This is a genomic window from Goodfellowiella coeruleoviolacea (genome assembly GCF_024171785.1).
Lineage (GTDB): Bacteria > Actinomycetota > Actinomycetes > Mycobacteriales > Pseudonocardiaceae > Goodfellowiella > Goodfellowiella coeruleoviolacea.
Window position 1 is genome coordinate 92,538 of sequence record NZ_JAMTCK010000007.1, and the last position, 22,787, is coordinate 115,324.

22 protein-coding genes are annotated in these 22,787 nt (G+C 73.8%); 11 read left to right on the forward strand and 11 right to left on the reverse strand.

The window, feature by feature from the left end; all coding sequences use genetic code 11:
* Positions 1-6: 6 nt before the first annotated feature.
* Positions 7-1,209 carry an acetyl-CoA C-acetyltransferase gene (locus tag LX83_RS16395; RefSeq protein WP_253772210.1) on the reverse strand — a complete coding sequence of 401 codons (1,203 nt, stop codon included), beginning with the start codon at positions 1,207-1,209 and terminating at the stop codon, positions 7-9.
* A gap of 227 nt (positions 1,210-1,436) precedes the next feature.
* Between LX83_RS16395 and LX83_RS16400 the strand changes: the two genes are divergently transcribed.
* The 4 genes from LX83_RS16400 (at position 1,437) to LX83_RS16415 (ending at position 5,222) form a co-directional block, all read left to right on the forward strand.
* The gene (locus LX83_RS16400) at positions 1,437-2,594 is read left to right on the forward strand and encodes an acyl-CoA dehydrogenase family protein (protein ID WP_253772211.1); all 1,158 of its coding nucleotides are present in this window, start codon (positions 1,437-1,439) and stop codon (positions 2,592-2,594) included.
* An 80-nt stretch (positions 2,595-2,674) separates the two neighbouring features.
* On the forward strand, positions 2,675-3,832 hold the full coding sequence (locus LX83_RS16405; protein ID WP_253772212.1) for a CaiB/BaiF CoA transferase family protein: 1,158 nt from the start codon (positions 2,675-2,677) through the stop codon (positions 3,830-3,832).
* Between the two features lie 462 nt (positions 3,833-4,294).
* Complete coding sequence (locus LX83_RS16410) at positions 4,295-4,456, forward strand: hypothetical protein (RefSeq protein ID WP_253772214.1); 162 nt, start codon at positions 4,295-4,297, stop codon at positions 4,454-4,456.
* 277 nt (positions 4,457-4,733) lie between these two features.
* The gene (locus LX83_RS16415; protein ID WP_253772216.1) at positions 4,734-5,222 is read left to right on the forward strand and encodes a helix-turn-helix transcriptional regulator; all 489 of its coding nucleotides are present in this window, start codon (positions 4,734-4,736) and stop codon (positions 5,220-5,222) included.
* Positions 5,223-5,244: 22 nt separating this feature from the next.
* Here LX83_RS16415 and LX83_RS16420 read toward each other — a convergent pair whose 3' ends face one another.
* The 6 genes from LX83_RS16420 to LX83_RS16445 all read right to left on the reverse strand — a co-directional run bounded on the left by LX83_RS16420 (position 5,245) and on the right by LX83_RS16445 (position 13,319).
* Positions 5,245-6,870 (reverse strand): PucR family transcriptional regulator, encoded by a 1,626-nt coding sequence (locus tag LX83_RS16420; RefSeq protein ID WP_253772218.1) that lies wholly within the window; start codon positions 6,868-6,870, stop codon positions 5,245-5,247.
* Entirely contained in the window at positions 6,867-7,991 is a 1,125-nt protein-coding gene (locus LX83_RS16425) for a DUF917 domain-containing protein (protein WP_253772219.1), read from the reverse strand. Before LX83_RS16425 ends, LX83_RS16420 begins: the two co-directional genes overlap by 4 nt.
* A 104-nt stretch (positions 7,992-8,095) precedes the next feature.
* Positions 8,096-9,199, reverse strand: a complete 1,104-nt coding sequence (locus tag LX83_RS16430; RefSeq protein ID WP_253772221.1) for a DUF917 domain-containing protein — start codon at positions 9,197-9,199, stop codon at positions 8,096-8,098.
* Positions 9,196-10,302, reverse strand: coding sequence for a DUF917 domain-containing protein (locus LX83_RS16435; RefSeq protein WP_253772223.1), 1,107 nt, complete (start codon positions 10,300-10,302; stop codon positions 9,196-9,198). The genes LX83_RS16430 and LX83_RS16435 overlap by 4 nt, the downstream gene beginning before the upstream one ends.
* Positions 10,303-10,315: 13 nt before the next feature.
* On the reverse strand, positions 10,316-11,866 hold the full coding sequence (locus tag LX83_RS16440; protein WP_253772225.1) for a hydantoinase/oxoprolinase family protein: 1,551 nt from the start codon (positions 11,864-11,866) through the stop codon (positions 10,316-10,318).
* 103 nt (positions 11,867-11,969) lie between these two features.
* Complete coding sequence (locus LX83_RS16445; RefSeq protein ID WP_253772227.1) at positions 11,970-13,319, reverse strand: purine-cytosine permease family protein; 1,350 nt, start codon at positions 13,317-13,319, stop codon at positions 11,970-11,972.
* Positions 13,320-13,717: 398 nt separating this feature from the next.
* Here LX83_RS16445 and LX83_RS16450 point away from each other — a divergent pair, with 398 nt between their 5' ends.
* The 4 genes from LX83_RS16450 to LX83_RS16465 all read left to right on the forward strand — a co-directional run bounded on the left by LX83_RS16450 (position 13,718) and on the right by LX83_RS16465 (position 16,667).
* A complete protein-coding gene (locus LX83_RS16450) occupies positions 13,718-14,185 on the forward strand; it encodes a transcriptional regulator (protein ID WP_253772229.1) in 468 nt (155 codons plus the stop codon).
* A complete protein-coding gene (locus LX83_RS16455) occupies positions 14,175-14,531 on the forward strand; it encodes a DUF3817 domain-containing protein (protein ID WP_253772231.1) in 357 nt (118 codons plus the stop codon). Before LX83_RS16450 ends, LX83_RS16455 begins: the two co-directional genes overlap by 11 nt.
* Positions 14,532-14,775: 244 nt before the next feature.
* Positions 14,776-15,885, forward strand: a complete 1,110-nt coding sequence (gene gcvT / locus LX83_RS16460) for a glycine cleavage system aminomethyltransferase GcvT (RefSeq protein ID WP_253772233.1) — start codon at positions 14,776-14,778, stop codon at positions 15,883-15,885.
* A 146-nt stretch (positions 15,886-16,031) separates the two neighbouring features.
* On the forward strand, positions 16,032-16,667 hold the full coding sequence (locus LX83_RS16465; RefSeq protein ID WP_253772235.1) for a malonic semialdehyde reductase: 636 nt from the start codon (positions 16,032-16,034) through the stop codon (positions 16,665-16,667).
* Between the two features lie 62 nt (positions 16,668-16,729).
* Here LX83_RS16465 and LX83_RS16470 read toward each other — a convergent pair whose 3' ends face one another.
* From LX83_RS16470 to rocD, 4 genes are all read right to left on the reverse strand, one after another.
* Positions 16,730-17,152: a DUF3618 domain-containing protein gene (locus LX83_RS16470; RefSeq protein ID WP_253772237.1), complete on the reverse strand. Its 423-nt coding sequence runs from the start codon at positions 17,150-17,152 to the stop codon at positions 16,730-16,732.
* A complete protein-coding gene (locus LX83_RS16475; protein ID WP_253772239.1) occupies positions 17,149-17,574 on the reverse strand; it encodes a phage holin family protein in 426 nt (141 codons plus the stop codon). Before LX83_RS16475 ends, LX83_RS16470 begins: the two co-directional genes overlap by 4 nt.
* A 117-nt stretch (positions 17,575-17,691) precedes the next feature.
* Complete coding sequence (locus LX83_RS16480) at positions 17,692-18,435, reverse strand: histidine phosphatase family protein (RefSeq protein WP_253772241.1); 744 nt, start codon at positions 18,433-18,435, stop codon at positions 17,692-17,694.
* A gap of 133 nt (positions 18,436-18,568) precedes the next feature.
* Positions 18,569-19,816 (reverse strand): ornithine--oxo-acid transaminase, encoded by a 1,248-nt coding sequence (rocD, locus tag LX83_RS16485; RefSeq protein WP_253772242.1) that lies wholly within the window; start codon positions 19,814-19,816, stop codon positions 18,569-18,571.
* A 475-nt stretch (positions 19,817-20,291) separates the two neighbouring features.
* On the opposite strand from rocD, the gene LX83_RS16490 reads away from it, so the two are divergent.
* From LX83_RS16490 to LX83_RS16500, 3 genes are all read left to right on the forward strand, one after another.
* Entirely contained in the window at positions 20,292-21,392 is a 1,101-nt protein-coding gene (locus LX83_RS16490; protein WP_253772244.1) for a lactonase family protein, read from the forward strand.
* An 89-nt stretch (positions 21,393-21,481) separates the two neighbouring features.
* Positions 21,482-22,285, forward strand: coding sequence for an SGNH/GDSL hydrolase family protein (locus LX83_RS16495; protein WP_253772246.1), 804 nt, complete (start codon positions 21,482-21,484; stop codon positions 22,283-22,285).
* Positions 22,286-22,565: 280 nt separating this feature from the next.
* Positions 22,566-22,709, forward strand: a complete 144-nt coding sequence (locus LX83_RS16500) for a hypothetical protein (protein WP_253772248.1) — start codon at positions 22,566-22,568, stop codon at positions 22,707-22,709.
* Positions 22,710-22,787 lie beyond the last annotated feature (78 nt).

Below are 22,787 nucleotides of genomic sequence, written 5' to 3' on the forward strand. Positions count from 1 at the left end.
CCGTCCTCACACCCGCTCGATGATCGTGGCCACGCCCATGCCGCCACCCACGCACAGGGTGGCCAGGCCGCGCCGCAGGTCCCGCCGCTCCAGCTCGTCCAGCAGCGTGCCGAGGATCATGCAGCCGGTGGCGCCCAGCGGGTGGCCCAACGCGATGGCCCCGCCGTTGACGTTGACCTTCTCGTCCGGCACGCCCAGCTCCCGCTGGAAGCGCAGCACCACCGCGGCGAACGCCTCGTTGACCTCGAACAGGTCGATGTCCTCCACGGTGAGCCCGGCCCGGTCCAGCGCCTTGCGCGCGGACGGGGCCGGCCCGGTGAGCATGATGGTGGGCTCGGTGCCGACCGCGGCGGTGGCCACCACCCGGGCCCTGGGGGTGAGCCCGAGGTCGCGGCCGATCCGCTCGGTGCCGATCAGCATGGCCGCCGCGCCGTCCACGATCTGCGAGGAGTTGCCGGCGGTGTGCACGTGGTTGATCCGCTCCACCACGGGGTAGCGGTCGATGGCCACGGCGTCGAAGCCCAGTTCGCCGGTGAACGCGAAGCTCGGCTTGAGCGCGCCCAGGGTCTGCACGGTGCTCTCCGGGCGGATCGCCTCGTCGTGGTCGAGCACCACGGTGCCGTTGCGGTCCACCACCGGCACCAGCGACCGGTCGAAGTGGCCCTTGTCCCTGGCCAGGGTGGCCCGCTGGTGGGAGCGGGCGGCGAAGGCGTCCACGTCCTCGCGGGTGTAGCCGTCCAGCGTGGCGATCAGGTCGGCGCTCACCCCCTGCGGGACGAAGTGGGTGTGCAGGGCGGTGGCCGGGTCGAGCATCCACGCGCCGCCGTCCGAGCCCATCGGCACCCGGGACATCGACTCGACGCCGCCGGCCACCACCAGGTCCTCGAAACCCGAGGCCACCTTGGCCGCGGCCAGGTTCACCGCTTCGAGCCCGGAGGCGCAGAACCGGTTGAGCTGCACGCCGGCCGTGCGCTGGTCCCAGCCGGACACCAGCACCGCGGTCCTGGCGATGTCCGCGCCCTGCTCGCCGATGGGCGAGACCACGCCGAGCACCACGTCGTCCACGGCCGAGGTGTCCAGGTCGTTGCGGTCGGCCAGCGCGTCGAGCAGGCCGGCGGCCAGGTCGACCGGCTTGACGCTGTGCAGTGATCCGCGTTTGCCCCGGCCCCGGGGCGTGCGGACCGCGTCGAAGATCAACGCCTCACTCACTTCAAGTTCTCCCGACTTGGGGTTCTCCCGGCGGAACTGGCCGCCCGGGGTCGGTTGCTGCTTCCACGGTAGGCCGCCCGCTCGGTCGGCCCCCATGACTGCGGAGATCGTCCTGGGTGACCGTTTCGCTCACCCGGCCACCCCGGCCACCCGGGCTGGCCCGGCGGCCACCGGGCGGGATCGCCGGAGACCGCCCGCCGGCCCGCGCACCGGAGGAGGATGGCCGCATGTCCGACCACAGCACCCGGCGGTCGCCCTGGCTGACCGAGGACCTGGACCTGTTGCGTGAGCTGGCCCGCTCGTTCCTGGCCAGGGAGGTGGCCCCGAACCTGTGGCGGTGGGGCGAGCAGGGGCACGTCGACCGCGACCTGTGGACCAGGGCCGGCGCGGCCGGGCTGCTCTGCCTGAGCATCCCCGAGGAGTACGGCGGCGGGGGCGGCACGTTCGCGCACGAGGCCGTGCTGATCGAGGAACAGGCCAGGATCGGCGACAGCGCGTTCGGCACCAGCGTGCACAGCGGCATCGTCGCGCACTACGTCAACGCGCACGGCACCGAGGAGCAGAAGCGGCGCTGGCTGCCCGGCCTGGCCAGCGGCGAGCTGGTCGGCGCGATCGCCATGACCGAGCCGGGCGCCGGCTCGGACCTGCGGGGCATCAGCACGCGCGCGGTCCGCGACGGCGCGGACTACCGTCTCACCGGCGCGAAGACGTTCATCTCCAACGGCAGCCAGGCCGACCTGGTGATCGTGGTCGCCCGCACCGGGGGTGCGCCGGACGCGCCCGAGCTGTCGCTGCTGGTGGTGGAGACCCGGGAGGCCGAGGGGTTCAGCCGGGGCCGGGTGCTGGACAAGGTCGGGCTCAAGGGCCAGGACACCGCCGAGCTGTTCTTCGACGAGGTCCGGGTGCCCTCGGCGCACCTGCTCGGCGGCCGGCCGGGGCAGGGCTTCGCCCAGCTGATGGACCAGCTGCCGCAGGAGCGGCTGATCATCGCGGTGTCCTCGGTCGCGGCCATGGAGCACGCGCTCGCGCTGACCGTCGAGCACGTCAAGCAGCGCACCGCGTTCGGGCGCGAGCTGATGGCCTTCCAGAACACCCGGTTCACCCTGGCCGAGTGCGCCACGGAAGCGGCGGTGGCCCGCTCCTTCGTGGACGACTGCGTGCTGCGGCACCTGCGCGGCGAGCTGGACGCCACCGGCGCGGCCATGGCCAAGTGGTGGGCCAGCGACCGGCTCTGCCGGGTGGTCGACGAGTGCGTGCAGCTGTTCGGCGGCTACGGGTACATGACGGAGTACCCGATCGCCCGGGCCTGGACCGACGCCCGGGTGCAGCGCATCTACGGTGGCACCAACGAGATCATGAAGGAGATCATCGCCCGGTCGCTGTGAGCGGGGGCGGTGGTGGGCGGGCCGGCAGCGTGCGGGCGGTTCGCCAGAGATGTCGGGGCCGGGCGAGGGAGTGGAACGTCGTGGGGCATGGGCCGCTTGCCGGACTGCGCGTGGTGGAACTGGCCGGGCTGGCGCCCGCACCGTTCGGCTGCATGGTGCTCGCCGATCTCGGCGCGCAGGTGACCAGGGTGGACCGGGTGTCGCAGCCCGGGGACCCGCTGGCCGACCCCACCGACTTCCTGGCCCGCAACCGCCGCTCGATCGGGGTGGACATCAAGCGGCCCGAGGGCGCGGAACTGGTGCTGCGCCTGGTCGAGCGCGCCGACGTGCTGGTGGAGGGGTTCCGGCCGGGGGTGACCGAGCGGCTGGGCATCGGCCCGGCCCAGTGCCTGGCCCGCAACCCCACGCTGATCTACGGCCGGATGACCGGCTGGGGGCAGGACGGGCCGCTGGCCGACCGGGCCGGTCACGACATCAACTACATCGCCCTGGCCGGCGCGCTGGAGCCGATCGGCCGGGCCGGGGCACCGCCGACGCCGCCGCTGAACCTGGTCGGCGACTTCGGCGGCGGCGGGCTGCTGCTGGCCATGGGGCTGCTCGCGGCGCTCTACGAGCGGGACCGCTCCGGTCGCGGCCAGGTGGTGGACGCGGCCATGGTGGACGGTGCCGCCCTGCTGACCACGTTCCTGCACGGCATGCGCTCGGCTGGCGGCTGGTCGCGCCCCCGGGGGGAGAACCTGCTGGACGGCGGCGCGCCGTTCTACGACACCTACCAGGCCGCCGACGGGCGCTACGTCAGCGTCGGCGCGATCGAGGAGAAGTTCTACGCGGAGCTGATCGACGTGCTCGGCCTGCGCCACGAGGACCTGCCCAGCCGGCACGACCCGGCGAACTGGCCGGAGCTGCGGCAGCGCATCGCCGCGGCGGTGCGCACCCGGCCGCGCGACGAGTGGGCGCGGCTGGCCGCCGAGCGGGACGCCTGCCTGGCCCCGGTGCTGGATCCGGGGGAGGCCACCGGCCACCCGCACAACCGCGCGCGGCAGACGTTCGTGGCGGTCGACGGCAAGCTCCAGCCGGCGCCGGCGCCCCGCTTCGACCGCACGCCGGCCGAACACCCGCGGCGGCCGGCCCGCCCCGGCGAGCACACCCGGGAGGTGCTCGCCGAACTCGGGCTGACCGAGGCGGAGATGAACGCCCTGGCCAGCGCGGGTGTGGTGAACCGGTGCGACGAAGGGTGAAAGCCGGCGGCCAGCGCGCGACAGCCGGTGTCGCTGGTGCCTGGTCCGCGCCCCGGTTCGGGCGGTCCAGGTGACCGGACATCCGATGTAACGGACCGGACTCGATTGCGTTCTGTGGTCGTTACCTGCCGTTCTCGCGTTGCTGCTGACTCCGAGCCGTCACCGCCGCCAACACCGAGCTGACCAGGCACGGGGCGTGTGTGGGTGACGGTCCAGCCGCTGTCCAGGTGATGGTGAGTGAACTTCGCCGCTCTCGGCAAGGACTCTGGTCGAGGTTCGTCCGTCCGACGGCGGTAGAAGAGTGCGTTCGGGTGATGTGCACGATCACGAATCGTGAGTAGTACGGCGTGTTTGCTGTTCATCGAACGGGTGATGCGACAGCATGGCGCGGGCGCCGGGCGAGGGGGCACCGGGCGCACCGGCCGCGGTGCGCGGCGCGGGGTGGGGGAGAGGAGTCGGGTGGTGAGCCTCAAGAAGATCGTGACCATCGCCGTGGTCGCGTTGCTGCTCTTCGTGCTGATCCGCGATCCGGAGCAGGCGGCCGGCGCGGTCCAGCAGGTCCTGCTCTGGCTGCGGCAGGGCGCCGAGGCCGTGCTGACCTTCGTGCGGCAGCTGTTCGGCTGAGCCGGCCGGCGGCTGCTCCGGCCGGGTGGTGGTGTCCTGGTTGCCGGGCGGTGGGTCGGCCGTGCTCGCCGTGTCCGGCGGAACACCGACCGGAACGGACGATCACGCAACGTGATGGATACCCCGTTCTGCTGGCCAGAGATTGGACCTTTCGGGTGGATTACCGGGGGTCACACCCTGATAACGGCCCATCTTTCCGGTAAGGGTCTAGCGGTTGTCGGTCCCTGCGAATACGGTGCGCTGCATTGGCTGATCTTCGGCCGACGAGGAGGCATGAATGGTCGAGGATTCCGGGGTCGACGCCCTGCTGCGGCAGTGGACGTCGGAGAGGTCGGATGACGCGGAACTGCGTGAGGCGAACCAGATCAAGGACCAGTGGCTCGCGGAGGCGCCCTCGGTCCAGCCCGGCATCCCCGTGCAGCGGGGCCGGGGCGGTTCGCGCTCGCTGGTGGCGATCGAGACCGCGGATCCCAGGTACGTGGAGGCGATGCGCAAGCGCGCCCCGGGCGTGCCCGACGAGCTGCTCGCCGCCGCCGCGAGCTGGTGGCAGCTGGTCGGTGACGTGACCGAGGCCGAGCAGTGGTGGGACGCGGGGATCAGCCCGCTCGACCAGCGCGCGCTGGACTACCGGGCCGCCGGGCTGACCCCGGCCGACCTGGGGCGCCGGCTCGGACCGATGACGGTTCTCCAGCACCTGCGGCGCGGCAGCGCGGCGGCCTGGTGCGTGGCCCGGCTGCAGCGGCAGCGGCGCGACGGGGTCGCCTGACCAGCCAGCGGGCCCGGGCGACTCACCGGGCCGGTCGGTCCCGGGTCTCCCGGCGGTCGGCCAACAGAATCGTGCGGCAGGCCAGTTGCAGGGCCAGCCGTTCGTCGCGATCGGCCAGGCTCACGTCGAGCAGCCGCTCGACGCGGGCGATGCGGGCGGCAGCGGTGTTGCGGTGGACGCCGAGCACCGCGGCCGTCTCGGTGATCGAGGACTCCGCGTCCAGGTAGACCGCCAGGGTGCGGACCAGGTCACCGGGTTGGTCCCGCAGTGGCGCCAGCAGGGCCCTTGCGGCCGGCTCGAACGTGTCGGTCCGAGTCCAGGCCAGCAGGAGCTGGGCCATGCCCAGCCGGTCCACGTGCAGGAACCGTCCGGTCTCCGGCCGGCCCGCCGCCAGCCGCGCGGCGTCCGCCGCCTCGGCCACGGTCCGCGCGATCCCCTCCGGCCCCTGTCTCGGCCGGCCGATGCCGGTGTGCACGTCCAGGGTCCGGGCCAGTCCCCGGTGCGCAGCTCTGGCCTGTTCAGCCAGTTCCCGCACCTCGGTGGGCCCGGGCTCGTCGGTGACCGTGACCCACGCGGTCCACCCGGCGCCGTCCTCGGCGACCACCGCGGCCAGTCCGGCCGCGCGCAGCGCCGTGCGCACGTCCTCGCGCAGGCCCACCACGTCCACCCCGGGGCTCACCCCGATCCGGATGCCCACGTGCCAGCCGGCCAGCCGCCAACCCGCGTCCGCGGCCCGGCGGCGCAGCTCGGCCGAGGGCTCACCGGTCAACCGCAGCACGTCCCCCAGCAGCGCGGCCCTGGCCCTGGCGTCCCGCTCCAGGTCCAGCCGCCGGGTCAGCAGCCAGTGCCGCACCGCGCCGGCCGCCACCACCAGGGCGTCGGCCGCGGTGTCGGCCCGACTGGTCGCCGCCCCGGCCAGGGCCACCACCAGCCACGCCTGCGGGCTCGGCTGGGTCGGCTGACCCGAGGACTGCTCGGCGGGCACCGGCCGCTCCTCGGGCAGCAGCACCGGGTGCGCCAGCAGCAGCCGGTCCGGCGCGGCGATCCGCTGCGGCACCGGCTCGGCCACCCGCAGCCCGGTCAGCTCCACCGCGCCGCCGGCGATCAGCGTGCCGTGCCGGTCCAGCAGCGCGCTGGGCGCGCCCAGCACCCGGTCCAGCGCGGCCAGCACGGCCGGTGGCGCCAGCAGCCGCCCGCCCAGCGCCCGGTGCACGGCCAGCACCGCGCCGGCGTGGTCGACCGCGGGTGCGGCCAGGAACACCCGGGCGGCCACCACCAGGTCCAGCACGGGCGCGTCCGCGCCCAGCACCACCACACCCAGCCGGTCGGCGAGCAGGCCGGTGGTCCGGCCCAGCCCGCCCGCTGGGGCAGCGGCCAGCAGCAGGCCGCGGCCACCGGTGTCGGCCACCCGGCGCAGCAGCGCGTCCAGCCGCCAGTCGGCCAGCGACACCGGACCGACCAGGGCGAGCAGTTCCCCACCGGCCACCTGGTCGGGCAGGTCCAGGCCGGCGTGCGGGCGCAGCCCGGTCACCAGGGCCGCCGGCGCCAGCCGCCCGGCCAGCACCCGCACCCGCCCGGCCCACTCGGGCAGCGCCAGCAGCGCGGGCAGCGGCACCCCGGCATCGGCGTCCACCACGGCCGTGCTCACCCCTCCCGCACCGGCGCGTCCGGTGCTGTCGTGCCCGGTGCTGTCGTGTCCGGTGCTGGTGGGCCGGCGTCGGACAGCAGCACGGGTGGCTGGGGCAGGCCGAAACCCCGAGGGGACACCAGCGGCAGCCGGTCGGGGCGGGTCCAGAACGCCGGCGCGGGCACCTGCACCACCAGCGCCTCGTCACCCGGGCGCACCCGGTCGCACGGGATCGGCGTCAGCGTGCGGGCGTCGAGCAGGGCGAGCACGTCCGGTGTCGTCCCGACCAGCGCGCCGTCGACCAGGGCCAGCAGGTACTCGGTGCCCATCACCAGGCGCACCACCGCGCCGCCGCCGCGGTCCACGACGGACGCGCTGCCCGGACCGGACGCGCTCGCATGGCACACCTCCACCACCGGGCCCTGGCCGAGCACCCGGCCGCCGATCGCGGCGGCCACGGCCGCGGCGCCGGCCGACTCGGGCAGGGCCAGCACGGCGGCGCCCAGCCGGACGGCCGCGCCCACCGAACCCACCACCGCGCAGTCAGCCAGCTGACCGGCCGGGACCGGCGCCAGCACCAGCACCGCCCAGCCGCCGGTGGTGGCCAGGTAGCCGCGGGCGGTCCGCTCCACCTCGGCCGGGCTGGCGCCATCCACCAGCACCACCCGCCCGCCCGGCTCGACCAGCGCGCACGGGCACACCCGGCGGCCGGCCGCCACCAGGCTGAACTGGTCCAGCCGGGGCAGGCCGCGACCGCAGAGGTCGGCGTCGACCACGGGCAGGCCCAGGGTGGCGCCGGCCACCAGGGCGCTGATCCCGTTGAGCCCGCCGACCTCGATGGACATCAGCGCGGCCGGGGCGGCGCGCTGCCCGGTCCACCGCCCGATCGCCTCGACACCCAGCTCGAACTCGCCGCCGCCGGGCAGCTTCTCGGTGAACACCGCGGTCGCGCCGACCACCCCGAGCGGCACCACCAGCGCGTCGGCCGGCAGGTCGGCCACGGCCGGCACGGGCACCCCGTCGGTGGCGGCGAGCAGGCCGCGCAGCAGCACCGACCCGGTCCGGGTGTCCCCGCCGCCGCCCGAGCCGAGCAGGGCCACCCCGCGTTCCAGTGCGGGGACCTGGTCGGTGCGGATGCGCATGCGCCTCAGCGTGCCACCCGCGCCGCACGCGCACCGGCCCGGGCGCGGCAGGGCGAGGCGCGGCAGGGCGAGGTGCGGCAGGGCGGGGTGCGGGCGAGCGGTGGTCAGGCCGGAACCAGTTCCTCCACCGGGCGGAACGCGTAGGGCAGGCCGAAGGCGGCCGGGCCGAACGTGGCCAGCGCCTGCGGGCTGCGCATCAGCTCCGGGGTGGAGATGCCCACCACGGTCACCCGCTGGCCGTAGCGCAGCGACTCGGTGGTGATCGGCTCGGCCTGCTCCGCGTCGAGCACGCACACCAGGTCCGGCACCACGCACCGCACCTCGCCGTCCACCAGCGCCACCAGGTGCTCGTTCTGGAACACCAGCTCCAGCTGCCCGGTGGCGCCGCCCATCGCGGCGACGCGCGCCCGGCCCCGGGCGAACCCGGCCTCGGTGCGCCGCTCCACGTCCACCACCTTGCCGCGGAACAGCACCCGCAGGTGGCCGTAGAGCGTGTCGGCCAGCACCTCGGCCAGCCGCGCCACCGGGTCGGTGTTGGCCTGCCTGGCCTCGCGGATGGCCCGGCCAACCGACAGCGCCAGGCTCAGCGTGCGCGGGATGGCGGTGCGCCGCACGTCCGCGCCGCTCATCGCGTACTCGGCGATGTGCGCGACCCCGCCCAGCCGCACGGTCACGCCGCGCGCCAGCCACTCCATCCGGGCGTTGTCCGCGCGGGTGTCGATCACCACGGTCTCACCGCCCTCCCCGGCGATGGCCATGGGCGAGCCCGGCACCCCGTACACCGAGAAGGTCTCCATCTGCAGTTCCGGAAAGGCCCGGCCCATGCCGTCCGCGTCCACCACGGGCAGCCCGGTCAACGCCCCGACCAGCAGCGGGATCATCGAGTTGATGCCGCCGCACTCGATGGGCATGGTCGCGTCCGCGGTCCGGTCCAGGTGGTACTCCAGGGCGCGCAGCGCGGCCACCGGCTCGGTGCCGGCGGGCAGCTTCTCGAACACCACGGTCGGCGCGCCCATCTGCGCGGTCGGGATGACCAGGGCGTCGTCCGCGACCTCGGTCGGGTCCAGCACCAGCACCGGGCCGTGCTCGCGGATGGCCTGCCGGACCAGCAGCTGCCCCACGTGCGGGTCACCGCCGCCGCCGGTGCCCAGCAGGGCCGCGCCCCGGGCCAGGTCGGCCAGGTGTTCCTCGGTCAGGGTCCAACTCACGCCGACACCTCCGGGGCGGGGCAGCGAACGGGATCGATGTCGTAGCCGAAGTAGCGCGGCCCGGCCAGGGCCAATCCGCCCGCGCTGTGCCAACGCGGGTCCGCGGGCGCGGCGATCACCGTGACCCGGTGGCCGAACCGCAGCGACTCGGTGGTGACCGCCTCGCCGGACTCGCTGTCCAGCGTGCAGATCAGGTCGGGCACGGAGGCCAGCACCTCGGCCCGCTCGCCGTCCCCGGCCACGCGCTCGGCCACCAGGTGCTCGTTCTGGAACCGGATCAGCAGGCGCGCGCCGCTGTCCCCGCCCAGCCCCTCCAGGGTGGCCTCGCCTCGGGCGAAGCCCTTGCTGGTGCGGCGCAGCACGTCCACCACCTTGCCGGTGAACAGCCGGCGGCCACCCAGCCGGGCCACGGCCGCGGCCACCGGGTCCTGGTGGCGCTCGCGGGCCTGGCCGACCAGCCGGCCCAGCTCGGCGCACAGGCTCAGGGTGTCCGGCACCAGCGCCTGCCTGGCCTGCGCACCGGTCATGGCGAACGCGCTGGTCATGGTCGAGCAGCCCATCTCGACCGTGGCGGTGCGCACCAGCCGCTCGGCCCAGTGGTTGTCCACGGCGTCCACCACCAGGCGGTTGCCCTTCTCGTCGGCCACCGACATGGGCGTCGCCCTGATGTCGTAGAGGGTGGGCAGCACCATCTGGATCTCCGGGAACGCCCGGCCCATGCCGTCGGCGTCCACCAGGGGCAGGCCCAGCTGGGCGGCGGCCACCACCGGGATCAGCGAGTTCACCCCACCGGCCTCGGCGCACGCGATGTGGGTGACCGGCCGGCCCCGGTACTCGGCCAGGGTGGCCACGGACAGCCCGACCTGCTCGATCGACGGCAGCTTCTCCACCATCACGGTGGGCGCGCCCACCATGGCCACGGTGAGCACCTGGGCGTCGTCGGGCAGTTCGGCCAGCGGGGTCAGCCGCACCGGGCCGTGCTCGCGCAGCGCGGCCGAGGCGAGCAGCCGGCCGATGTGCGGGTCGCCACCGCCCCCGGTGCCCAGGATCGCCGCGCCCCTGGCGATGTCGACCAGGTCGTCGCCGGTGATGGACCGTGTCATGTGCTCGTCCCCCTCAGTCCTCGACCTTGAGGTCGCCCACGGCCTTGACCCGCACCCGGGTGGCGTTGCCCGGCAGGTAGGGGATGGGCACCTCGTCGAAGTCCACGATCGTCACGCTGCCCGGCGTGGCCCCGGCCGCCACGGCCCGGTCCACCGCCTCCTGCCTGGCCTCGTCCAGCACGGCCTCGCGCCGGCCCGGCTCCACCGCGAACACCCGGTCCACCTCGCCGCCGACCTGCGCGATGGCCGCGCCGATCGCGTTGGCCACCGCGTAGTGCTCCGGCCGGTGCACCCGGCCGCCGTCGGCCAGCTCGTCGGGCAGCAGGATGGAGCCGCCGCCCACGGCCACCACCGGCAGCGGCTCCGCCGAGGTGCGCATCCGCTCCACCACGTCGGCCACGTCCGCGGCGATCCGGTCCAGTGCCGCGCGCACCAGGCCGCGGTCCAGGTGGGCGACCAGGCCCGGGTCGCCGACCTCGGCGGCGCCCGCGGCCACCGCGATGTCGGTGGCGGTGAGCGTGTCCCCGCCGAACACCAGCGCCCGGCTGGTCAGCTCGTAGCCGACCGAGTCCGGCCCCACGGTCACCGCGTCGGCCTGCCCGCGCACCAGGCTGCCGCCGCCGATGCCGATGCTGAGCACGTCGGGCATGCGGAAGTTGGTGCGCACCCCGGCCACGCTCACCTCGGTGGTGGCCTCGCGCGGGAAACCCCGTTGCAGCACACCGACATCGCTGGTGGTGCCGCCCACGTCGACCACGGCGCAGGTGTCCACACCGGACAGCACGGTGGCGCCGCGCATGGAGTTGGTCGGCCCGGAGGCGAAGGTGGCCACCGGGTAGCGCCGGGCGAAGTCCACGTCCATCAGCGTGCCGTCGTTCTGCGACAGGTACAGCGGCGCGGTGATGCCGGCGCCGGCCACCGACGCGGCCAGGCCGTCCACGATGTGCGCGGCCAGCTCGCGCAGGGCCGCGTTGATCACGGTCGCGTTCTCCCGCTCCAGCAGGCCGATCCGGCCGATCTCGTGCGACAGCGACAGCGCGACCCCGGGCAGCTCGGCGGCGAGCAGCTCGGCGGCCCGCGCCTCGAACTCGGCGTTGACCGGGGAGAACACCGAGGTGATCGCCACGCTGCGGACCCCGTGCGCGGCCATGTCCGCCGCGGCGGCGCGCAGTTCGGCCTCGTCCAGTTCGGCGATGTGCCTGCCGTCGAACTCGTGCCCGCCGTGGCACAGGTAGCTGCGCCCGTTGATCGCGCCGACCAGGTGCTCCGGCCAGTCCACCATGGGCGGCAGCGACGCGGTGGCCGGCAGGCCCAGGCGCACCGCCGCGGTCGGCGCCAGCCGGCGCGCCTCGATCAGCGCGTTGATGAAGTGGGTGGTGCCGATCATCACCGCGTGCACCTGGCCGGGGTCGAAGGCCCGCTGCCGCTGCAGACCGTCCAGAGCGGACACGATGCCGGAGGTGACGTCCGCCGTCGTGCTGGTCTTGACGGCGGCCAGGACGGTGCGTCCCCGCATGAGGACCGCGTCGGTGTTGGTGCCGCCGACGTCGATGCCGATGTGCACGAAGACTCCTCGCTGTTTGCCTTGTGGTGCTTGGTGGGACTGCCGCTCGGTGGCGTGCTCGGGTGTTGCCGGCGGCCGGGGGGCAACCGGCCGCCGGCAACGGTCAGTGGGCCGCGGCCGGCGCGCTGACCGACGTCCGGTCGGGGCCCTCGGTCGGGCTGGTCCCCACGCCGCGCACCAGGCCCAGCTTGCCCGCCACCAGGTACAGCACGAACGCGACGACCAGCGAGTTGATGCTGCCCAGTCCGATGTGGACGAACCGGCCGACCAGCGCGGCGAGCACCCACACCACCAGCGTGGCCGGCACCCAGGTGGGCGCGCTGGCCGGCAGCGCGCCGCTGCTCCTGCCGCGCTCCAGCTCGCCGCGCCACCGGCGGACCAGGAAGTACTCGGCCACCAGCACGCCCACGATCGGCGGGAACGCCACGCCCAGCAGGGTGAGGAAGTCGGTGAAGCTGTCCAGGATGCCCGCCGCGGCCAGCACGCTGCCGGCCACGCCCAGCACGGCGGTGACCACGCCCCGGTTGACCTGGCGGCCGAACACCGTGCCCACGAAGTTGACCACGCCCAGACCGGCCGAGTACAGGTTCCAGTCGTTGATCTTGAGCGTGCCCAGCACGATCACCAGGGTGCCGACCCAGCCCACCGACGAGGTGACGATCGTGGTGACGCTGGCCGAGCCGATCGCGTGCGCGAGCAGCACCCCGGCCAGCCCGATCACGTACTCGCCCAGGGTGACGCCCACCAGGGTCTGCTTGACCACGTCGGCGGTGCTCCGGTTGAACCGGGTCATGTCCGGGCTGATCACCGCGCCCACGATGAACCCGCCGGCCACCAGGGTGGTGCCCTGCACCAGGCTCAGCTGCGGGCCCGGCGCGGCCTGGGTGGCCAGCTCGCCGAGGTCGTGCTTGGTCAGCTCCGCCGTGACCGACCAGGCGACCAGCGCCAGGAACGCCGGCACGGTCAGGTAGGCCGTCCACGCCATCGAGTGGAACCCGCGCACCACGATCGCGGTCACCAGCAGGCCGAACACCAGTGCCCAGCCCCACTCGGGCAGCCCGCCGACCAGGGCGACCAGCCCCTGCGCGGACACCGCCGACTGGATGCCGAACCAGCCGATCAGGCTGATCCCGATGACCAGGCCGATCAGCGCCGACCCGGCCCGGCCGAACCCGGTCCAGCGGGCCAGCATGGACGTGGACAGCCCCTCCCGGACGCCGATCACGCCCAGGAAGATCGCCACCACCTCCAGGATGACCGAGCCGAGGGTGAGGGCCAGCAGCGCGCCGCCGAAGCTCATGCCGAACCCGAGCGTGGCGCCGAGCAGGAACTGGCTGAGCGCGGAGATCTGGCCGAACCGCTGCACCGCGATCGACCACCACGAGTACCGGGCTGCCGAGGGCACCCGGGCAAGCGCGTAGTCGTCAACACCAACGGTGTCCGATGCACCCATGGGGCCTCCCTGAGCAGCGCTTTCGATGCCTGCCGCGTTGTTGACCGGCAACGGTAGGCCGCCCCGCCCTGACCCGTCACTGGGCAGGACGCCCACCCGGGCGCCTCCCACTGGTCACCTCGCACACCCCACCGCGAGTTGACTTTGCAAACCTCGCGAGTCGCACGTTCAGGCAGGGCCGTTCGGGTGACGCCCGGGCCGGGGAAGGCGGGGGAGGTACCGGACGGGGGAGCCGGCGAACCGGGGCGGGGCGACGGGGTGGTCGCGCCGCCGATCCCCGGGTGGCGGCGAGCCGGAGGAGCAACCGGAACGAATGGGACGAACGTCACCCGGACTCGGTACGTAGTCTCACTACTCCCGGGCGCGTGCGGACCGCGGGCCGGTGCTAGCGTCGAGGGGTGCGTGGCGACGTGTTCACCCCCAGGCGAGTGCTGCTGGTTCTGGGGTGCGCGTTGGTGTTCGTGGTCTGCTGTGGCCTGGCCACCTGGCAGTGGCAGCGCTTCACATCGGCCAGCGGGACCATCCAGAACTTCGGCTACGTCCTGCTGTGGCCGCTGTTCGGGGTGTTCCCGACCTTCATGTGGTGGCGGATGGCCCGGCTGAACGCCCAGCACCGGGCCGCCGAGGCGGAGGCGTCCGCCACGACGTCCGCGACCGACCCGGCCGACGCCGCCGGTGCGTCCGGTGGTGCGGAGCCGGGCGCGCGCGAGGACGTCGCCGCCGTGCCCGCACCGCGTGCGGTCGTGCCGGCCACCCGTGCCGTCGCGCACGCCCCCGACATCGAGGACGACGAGGACGAGGAGCTGGCGGCCTACAACCGCTACCTCGCCGAGCTGAACGCCAGGAGTGAACGCCGTGCCGGTTGAGCAAACCTCCGCGCAAACGTCCCGGGTCGAGCTGGCGGCCGGAGTCGCCGGCGCGTTGAGCCGCTTCCGGATCCTGGCCTACGTGGTCGGCGTCGGCCTGCTGACCCTGGTGGCCGCCATGCTCGTCAAGTACCTGGGCGACCAGGCGGTGCTGGTGCAGGTCATCGGCCCGATCCACGGGTTCCTCTACGCGGTGTACCTGATCCTGGCCGTGGACCTGGCCATCAAGGCCCGCTGGTCGATCAAGGGAACCATCCTGGTGCTGCTGGCCGGCACCATCCCGTTCGTGTCGTTCTACGCCGAGCGCAAGGTCACCGACCGGGTGCGCGCCGGCGGCACCCTCTGAATCAGCACCGCACACCGCACACCGCACACTGGCCGCGTTGCCCCGGCGACATCCCGGGGAACGCGGCCAGTGGTGTGAACGGGGCCTGCCGCCCGCCGGCCGCGGCCCGTCGCCCGGATTCCCCGACGCCGGGCGGTGGCGCGTTCCGGGTCACACCCCGGACCTGGGCGGGCTTTGTCGCGGCGGTTCGGGCCAGGTGTTTTGATGCCACCAGATAAGCAGGAGCGAGAGGAACAGGCCCAGCATGCAGTCAGCAGCCAGCCGTCAGACACCGTTGCACGCCGAGCACGAGGCCCTCGGCGCGATGTTCACCGACTTCGCGGGCTGGCGGATGCCGCTGCGCTACGAGAGCGAACTCGCCGAGCACAAGGCCGTCCGGCAGACGGCCGGGCTGTTCGACCTGTCGCACATGGGGGAGATCCGGGTCACCGGGCACGAGGCCGGCGCCGTGCTGGACCACGCCCTGGTCGGCAACGCCTCGGCGATCAAGGTCGGCCGGGCCAGGTACACGATGATCTGCCAGGACGACGGCGGTGTGCTGGACGATTTGATCGTCTACCGCACCGGCGAGCACGAGTACCTGGTGGTGGCCAACGCGGCCAACACCGCCGTGGTGCTGGCCGCGCTGGTGGAGCGCGCGGTGAACCGGGACGCCCTGGTCACCGACGCCTCCGAGGAGTACGCGCTGATCGCGCTGCAGGGACCGGCCTCGGTGGCGATCCTGTCCGGGCTGTGCTCGATCGACCTGGACGGGGTGCGCTACTACGCCTCCTACCCGGCGCAGGTGGCCGGCCAGCCGGTGCTGCTGGCCCGGACCGGCTACACCGGTGAGGACGGCTTCGAGCTGTTCGTCGCGCCGGAGCACGCGGTCGCGGTGTGGCGGGCCCTGCTGGCCGCCGGCAACGCCCACCGGCTGCGGCCCGCCGGCCTTGGCTGCCGGGACACCCTCCGGCTGGAGGCCGGGATGCCGTTGTACGGCAACGAACTCACCACCGAACTCACCCCGTACCACGCCGGCCTGGGCCGGGTGGTGAAGCTGGACAAGCCCGGGGACTTCGTGGGCCGGGCCGCGCTGGCCGAGGTGGCCGAGCGCGGAGTGGACACCGTCCTGGTCGGACTGACCAGCACCGGCCGGCGGGCGCCCCGGCACGGCTACCCGGTGCTGGACGAGCAGGGCGCCACCGTGGGCACGGTCACCAGTGGCGCGCCCTCCCCGACGCTGGGCCATCCGGTGGCCATGGCCTACGTGGCCACGGCGCACGCCGAGCCGGGCACCCGGCTGCTGGTGGACGTGCGGGGCCGGCAGGAGCCGGTCGAGGTGACCACGCTGCCCTTCTACCAGCGGGCGCAGTGACGCCAGCGGTCGCGCCGAATCGTGTGGGTGCGCGCACAAACAGTGGGCGCGCACCGGGCCCGGTGAGCAGGATGAGGGGCTGACGTGGTGACGGGGCCGGTCGGTGCACCGGCCCCGTTTCGTGTTCCGCACCGAAGGGCCAGCCGATGTCCACTGGGGTTCCCACCCTGCCCGAGAACGGTCTGCACGACGTGCTCGCGCTCGCCGCTGACGCGCAGAACCTGCTGTTCCGCGCGGCCCGCACGGCCAACGCGTTCACCGACGAGCCAGTCACCGACGAGCAGCTGCGCGCCGTGCTCGACCTGGCCAAGTGGGGGCCGACGGCGATGAACAGCCAGCCGCTGCGGGTGGTGTTCCTGCGCAGCGCCGAGGCGCGCGGCCGACTGCTGCCGCACATGTTCGGCGGCAACCGGGACAAGACGGCCAAGGCTCCGGTCACCGCGATCCTGGCCGCTGACGGCGAATTCCACGAGCTGCTGCCCACGGTCTTCCCGGCGGTGCCCAACGCCAGGGAGATGTTCGCGGACGACGAGGAGCTGCGGCTGCGCTCCGCCCGGCTGAGCGCGGCCCTGCAGATCGGCTACTTCATCGTGGCGGTGCGCGCGGCCGGCCTGGCCGTCGGGCCGATGACCGGGTTCGACGTCAACGGCGTGCGCGCGGAGTTCTTCGCCGGCACCGGCACGGAACCGCTGGTGGTGGCGAACATCGGGCACGCGGACCACACCGCCACCTACCCGAGGGCTCCGCGCCTGGGCTTCGACGAGGTCGCCACGGTCCTCTGAACCACCGCGACACCGGGACCCGAGGACACGGGACCCGCGCCGGCGCGGGTCCCGTCACGGTGTCACCGGGACCCGCGCCGACGGGCCATCATCCGCAGCACCAGCACGGCCACCACGGTGCCGACCAGGAACGCCGCCGGGCGCCGTCGCACCGCGGCCATGCCCTGCTGGGCCAGGTTGGCCACGGGCGGGGGCATGGCGTTGAGGGTCTGCTCGGTCCTGGCCTGCAACGCGGCCTTGCGCTGGTCCAGCTGCTCCTTGGCGCGCCGGGGCACGTTCATCTTGTGCGCCAACGCTTCCACGGTCTCGCCCAGTTCCTCGCGGGTCAGCGCGGCGTCCGCGCGCAGCTCGGCCATGCGCGGCGAGTCGGACGGGCGGATGTCAGCCTGGTCCGGCGTGATCGGCCGCATGTCCATGGCGTGTTCCCTGGCCTGGGGCGGGACCCCGACCGGGACGTCGTTGGCCCTGCGTTGCGAAGTACTCATCCGTGCGCCCTTTCCTTGAGCATCTGCATGTCCCTGCGCACGTCGGACACGGCCTGTTCGGGCAGTGGCGGCACGGCGCGCCTGGCCGAGGACCGGCCGGCGAGCGCGAACACCCCGGCGATGATCAGGAGGGCGACCCCGACGATGATCGCCGCGACCCACGGGGTGATCGCCGTGGCCAGCAGCATGATCAGGCCGGCGATCACCGCGCCGCCGCCGTAGAGGGCGAGCACGCCGGCGCCGCTGAGCAGGCCGGCGCCCCGGCCGAGCCGCTTGCCCTTCTGCCGCATCTCCAGCGCGGCGATGCGCATCTCGTCGCGGACCAGCCGGGTCAGCTGCTCGGACATGTCGCTGACCAACTGGCCGATCGGGCGGTCCTCCGGCCGGGTCGACGCGTGCCATCGCGTCTCGTGCGTGGTCATGCCGCTCCTCCTTCCACACGTGCGTGAGCACCTGGCCCCAGACTGGTGGCTCCAGCCTCGGCTACCCGGATTCGCGGGGGGCTAACCGGCGACCCGCCGCCCGGGGGAGCGGCGGGATCAGGCGGTCTGGGTGGCGGCGTCGTCGGCGACCGTGGGCAGCGCGCCGTGCCGGCGCAGGTGGTCGGTGCCGTGCGCGAGCACCATGCGGTAGCCGCCCCCGGCGGTGGGCTCCCAGGTGGTGATCGACCCGTTGGCCACCACGTTGGGCAGCGCGATGGCGCGCAGTTCCGGCTCGGGGATCTCCTCCAGCAGGTAGCGCAGCAGGAACACGGTGATCTCGTGCGCGAAGAACAGCACCCGCTGGCCGGCGTGCTCGGTGCGCAGCTCGCTGAGCAGGGTGCGCACGCGCAGGGCCACGTCCGCCCAGGACTCGCCGCCCGGCGGGCGGTAGTAGAACCGGCCCAGGTGCTTCTTGCGGGCCAGTTCCTCGGGGAACCGCTCGGCCACGCCGTGCGAGGTGAGCAGGTCCAGCACGCCGAGTTCCCGGTCGCGCAGGCGCTCGTCGAACACCGGGGAAACCACTCCCTCGCCGAAGGCGGTGGTCAGCGCGATCCGGGCGGTGTCGACCGTGCGCAGGTAGGGCGAGACCACCACCAGGTCGGGCCGGTCCTCGGCGGGCAGCTCGGCGAGCCACCGGCCCACCGCGCGCGCCTGGGACCGGCCCTGCTCGGTCAGGGGCACGTCCGCGTCGCGGTGCGGGCTGCCGGTCCGGGCCAGGCCGGCGGCCTCGGCCTGGTCCATGGCCACGTTGGCGCTGCTCTGCCCGTGTCGGACGATGCCGACCCACCCCAGTGCTGTCACGTCGGCGACGGTACTCCGGTGGGCCGGGCCGGCCGGTCAGCCGAGCCCGGCCGGTCAGCGGCTCAAGACCAACGGGTCAGTGGGACCACTGGCCAGGGGAGCCACCGGGGCAGCGGCTCACCGGGTCAGCGGCTCACCTGGTCAGCACCGCGGCGATCGCGTCGATGCCCCGGTCCAGGTCGGCGCGGCTGATCACCAGCGGCGGCGCCACCCGCAGCGTGGTGTCGTGGGTTTCCTTGCACAGCACGCCCCGCGCCGCCAGCGCCTCGCTGGCCTGCCGGCCGGTGGGGCCGCCCGGGGCGATCTCCACCCCGGCCCACAGGCCGCGGCCGCGCACCTCGGCCACGCCGCTGCCGATCAGCTCGCCCAGCCGGCCGTGCAGGTGGGCGCCCAGTTCCCGGGAGCGCTGCTGGAACTCGCCGGTGGCCAGCAGCCGGATGACGGCCCGGCCGATGGCGCAGGCCAGCGGATTGCCACCGAACGTGGAGCCGTGCTCGCCCGGCCGCAGCACACCGAGCACCGCGCGGCTGCCCACCACGGCCGAGACCGGCATGATGCCGCCGCCCAGGGCCTTGCCCAGGGTGTAGAGGTCGGCGCGGACGCCCTCGTGGTCCAGGGCCAGCAGGTCGCCGGTGCGGGCCAGGCCGGACTGGATCTCGTCGGCGATCAGCAGGATGTTGTGGGCGTCGCAGAGCCGCCGGACCTCGCGCAGGTAGCCGGCCGGGGGCACGACCACGCCGGACTCGCCCTGGATGGGCTCGATCAGCACGGCGGCGGTGCGCTCGGTGATGGCCGAGGCCATGGCCTCGGCGTCGCCGTACTTCACCACGGTGAACCCGGGCGTGTACGGGCCGAAGTGGTTGTGCGCCACGGGATCGGTGGAGAAGGACACGATGGTGGTGGTGCGGCCGTGGAAGTTGGCGCCGGCCACCACGATCTCGGCCGTGCCGTCGGGCACGCCCTTGACCTGGTAGGCCCACTTGCGGGCGACCTTGATCGCGGACTCGACCGCCTCGGCGCCGGAGTTCATCGGCAGCACCATCTCGGTGCCGGTCAGCTCGGCGAGTTCCCGGCAGAACAGGCCCAGCTGGTCGTGGTGGAAGGCCCGGCTGGTCAGGGTCACCCGGCCGAGCTGTTCGGTGGCGGCGGCGATGAGGGCGGGGTGGCGGTGGCCGAAGTTGAGCGCCGAGTACCCGGACAGGAAGTCCAGGTACTCGCGGCCGTCCACATCGGTCACCCGGGCGCCCTCGGCGTGGCTGATCACCACGGGCAGCGGGTGGTAGTTGTGCGTGCTCCACTGCTCGTCGAGGGCGACGAACTCACCCGTGCCGGCGGGAACGTCGGCTGGCTGGCCGGAGGAGTGGGGTGCGGTGACGGTCATACCCAAGGCTAGAACGCGGGCGACGACTGTTTCATCCACTCCTCGTTGCGTATTTCCGCTGATCATTGTGCGAACAAGGGGTTGATCGAGTGATTTGTTGCGTCGAGCGGCTGTCCGGCGGCGGTTTGCCACGGACAGGTTCACCCGGTCGAGTGGCGGTTGTCCGCGCGGGGTCGTGCCGGCCCGGCTCTTGTCAACGCGAGTGGTCCAGGCCAATGTGAGATGCCGGAGCCACTCCGGGCGAGGGCTCCGGGTGTTGGCACAGGCTGATCCGGAAGGTGCGACGGGCATGCGCGCAGGCGTGGGACGACGGCGGTTTCTCGGAGCGATGGGGGTGGGGCTGGGCGTGGCACTGGGCACGGGCGCTTCCGCGTCGGCTGATCCGACCCCGACTGATCCCGCGCCGGCTGGCCCAGCGCCGGCTGGCCCTGGGGCGGCTGGCCCCGCGCCGGCTGGCGCCGGGTCGGCCGATCCGGTGACCAGCGGCCAGGCCGGGGACCAGGATGCGGCCGGCCGGCACCGGCCCGCCCCCACCGGCCGGGTCTACCTGGGCACCTACACCTCCAGCGGCGGCGGGACCGGCATCGGGCTGGGCCGCTACGACCTGACCACCGGGCAGCTCACCGCCACCGGGGTGCTGGCCGGCGTGGCCGACCCGTCGTTTCTGACCTTCGACCGCACCGGCCGGCGGCTGTACGCGGTCAACGAGCAGGCCGCCGGCCGGGTCACCGCCATCGCCGTGGACGAGGCCGGCGCCCCGCGCGTGCTCAACGCGCAGTCCACCGGCGGGGACAGCCCCTGCCACCTGTGCGTTCACCCCAGCGGCAGGTACGTGATCAGCGCCAACTACGGCTCGGGCAGCCTGTCCACGCACCCGGTGCGCGCGGACGGGTCCCTGGGCGCGCGCACCGACCTGGTGCGGCACACCGGTTCCGGCCCGGACCCCGACCGCCAGGCCGGCCCGCACGCCCACATGGTGCTCACCGACCCGGCCGGCCGGTACGTGCTGGCCGTGGACCTGGGCACGGACTCGGTGTACGCCTACGAGCTGAACCTGGGCACCGGCAGGCTGCGGCTGGCCGCCCGCTCGGCCACCCGCCCCGGGGCCGGGCCGAGGCACCTGGCCTTCCACCCCAACGGGCGGTTCGCCTACGTGGCCAACGAACTGGACAGCACCATCGCGGTGGCCGCCTACGCGCCGGCCACCGGTCGGTTGACCTTCGGCCAGACCCAGCCCACCAGCCCCAACGGCGACGCCGGCGTGCGCAACTACCCGGCCGAGGTGCTGGTGTCCGCCGACGGCCGGTTCGTCTACCTGTCCAACCGGGGCCACGACACCATCGCGGTGTTCGCGGTGGAGCAGGGCGGTGCCGCGCTTCGGCTGCTGGCCACTCCACCGGTTGGCGGCAAATTCCCCCGGCACATCAGTTTCGATCCGACCGGCTCGCTGCTGTTCGCCGCAAATCAGAATTCGGGCACGGTCACCAGTTTTCGGGTCGACCGGGCGAGTGGGGCGCTCACCCCGTCAGGTACGCCCCTGGCTGCGCCAACGCCCGTTTGCGTGATCGCCACCTGATTATCGCATTAACTTTTGCCGGAATGTGTCCGTTTCCACGGCCTGCGTGCTAGTTAATTTTTCCCAGGCCGTGTGAAACGGAGGTCCCAATGTTGCGCGTCCGTCAGATGGTTGGCGCTTTTGTGGGAGCGCTCGCCGCCGTGGTGCCCAGTGTCCTGTTGGGTGGGGTGGCCGCGGCGGCGCCAGCCCCGGTCGACTACGTCGCCCTCGGCGACTCCTACGCCTCCGGCACCGGAACCGGTCAGTACGACTCGGGCAGCGGCAACTGCAAGCGCAGCCCGCGCGCCTACGCCGCGCTGTGGAGTTCCACCCACGACGTCAGCTCGTTCGCGTTCGCCGCCTGCTCCGGGGCGACAACCGCGGACGTGCTGGCCAACCAGGTGTCCGCGCTGTCCGCGGCGACCGACCTGGTGACGCTGTCCATCGGCGGCAACGACGCCGGCTTCGGCGAGGTGGTCACCACCTGCACCCTGGGCAGCGACCAGGACTGCGCCACCGCGGTCGCCGACAAGCAGCAGTTCATCAACGCGGAGCTGCCCGCGCTGCTGGACCAGACCTACCGGGCCGTGGACGCGGCGGCGCCCTCGGCGCGGGTGGTGGTGCTGGGCTACCCGAGACTGTTCGAGTCGGGCTCCTGCTTCGGCGGGCTCAGCCAGACCAAGCGGACCACCCTCAACCAGGCCGCCGACCTGCTGAACACGGTCGTCCAGCAGCGGGTGGGCACGGCCGGCTTCGAGTTCCTCGACGTGCGCCCGGCCTTCGCCGGCCACGGGATCTGCGCCAGCTCGGCCTGGATCAACGGGCTGACCTTCCCGCTGGGCGACTCCTACCACCCCAACACCAACGGGCACCGCAACGGCTTCCTGCCCGCGCTGACCAGCCTGATCGGCTGACGGCCGCGCACACCCCGAAAACCCCGAAAACCCCGACCGCACCGACCACGTCGAGACCACCCGCCGCCGCCCACCGCCGCACCTCGGCCGGTGGGCGGCGGCGCGCGACTGCCCCGTCCGGCTGGCTCGTGCGGTGTTCTGCCTGGTGAGCCTGCCTCGGTGGGGGTAAGGAAGATGACATCGCGCGGCCTGCCGTGACAGTGTGTCGCTGATCGTGACCTGGCGTAGCTGGGGCTGTGGTCCAGCGGGCGCCCGAGCAAGCACTGTCCGGAGGAGCGAGATGATCGACGAGTGGCTGACCGCGCTGGTCGCGATGGGTGTGCTGGTGGGCGTGGCAGTGCTGTGGCTGGCCTGGCTGGTGGTGGCCGAGTCCCGGGAGCGGACCAGACACGGCGTGGGCCAGCGGCGGCGCCGGACGCCGTGACCCCGGCCGGGCCCGCGCGCTGGACCGCGGCGCCCCGACCCCCGGTCCGGTCCGGCCGGTAGCGTTGCGGCACGGGCG

Coding starts and splice junctions, on each gene's coding strand:
- LX83_RS16415 (WP_253772216.1), top strand. CDS start 4,734: ATGGTCGAGGATTCCGGGGTCGACGCCCTGCTGCGGCAGTGGACGTCG.
- LX83_RS16475 (WP_253772239.1), bottom strand. CDS start 17,574: ATGACCACGCACGAGACGCGATGGCACGCGTCGACCCGGCCGGAGGAC.
- LX83_RS16470 (WP_253772237.1), bottom strand. CDS start 17,152: ATGAGTACTTCGCAACGCAGGGCCAACGACGTCCCGGTCGGGGTCCCG.
- LX83_RS16445 (WP_253772227.1), bottom strand. CDS start 13,319: ATGGGTGCATCGGACACCGTTGGTGTTGACGACTACGCGCTTGCCCGG.
- LX83_RS16425 (WP_253772219.1), bottom strand. CDS start 7,991: ATGCGCATCCGCACCGACCAGGTCCCCGCACTGGAACGCGGGGTGGCC.
- LX83_RS16400 (WP_253772211.1), top strand. CDS start 1,437: ATGTCCGACCACAGCACCCGGCGGTCGCCCTGGCTGACCGAGGACCTG.
- LX83_RS16495 (WP_253772246.1), top strand. CDS start 21,482: ATGTTGCGCGTCCGTCAGATGGTTGGCGCTTTTGTGGGAGCGCTCGCC.
- LX83_RS16465 (WP_253772235.1), top strand. CDS start 16,032: ATGTCCACTGGGGTTCCCACCCTGCCCGAGAACGGTCTGCACGACGTG.
- rocD (WP_253772242.1), bottom strand. CDS start 19,816: ATGACCGTCACCGCACCCCACTCCTCCGGCCAGCCAGCCGACGTTCCC.
- LX83_RS16500 (WP_253772248.1), top strand. CDS start 22,566: ATGATCGACGAGTGGCTGACCGCGCTGGTCGCGATGGGTGTGCTGGTG.
- LX83_RS16435 (WP_253772223.1), bottom strand. CDS start 10,302: ATGACACGGTCCATCACCGGCGACGACCTGGTCGACATCGCCAGGGGC.
- gcvT (WP_253772233.1), top strand. CDS start 14,776: ATGCAGTCAGCAGCCAGCCGTCAGACACCGTTGCACGCCGAGCACGAG.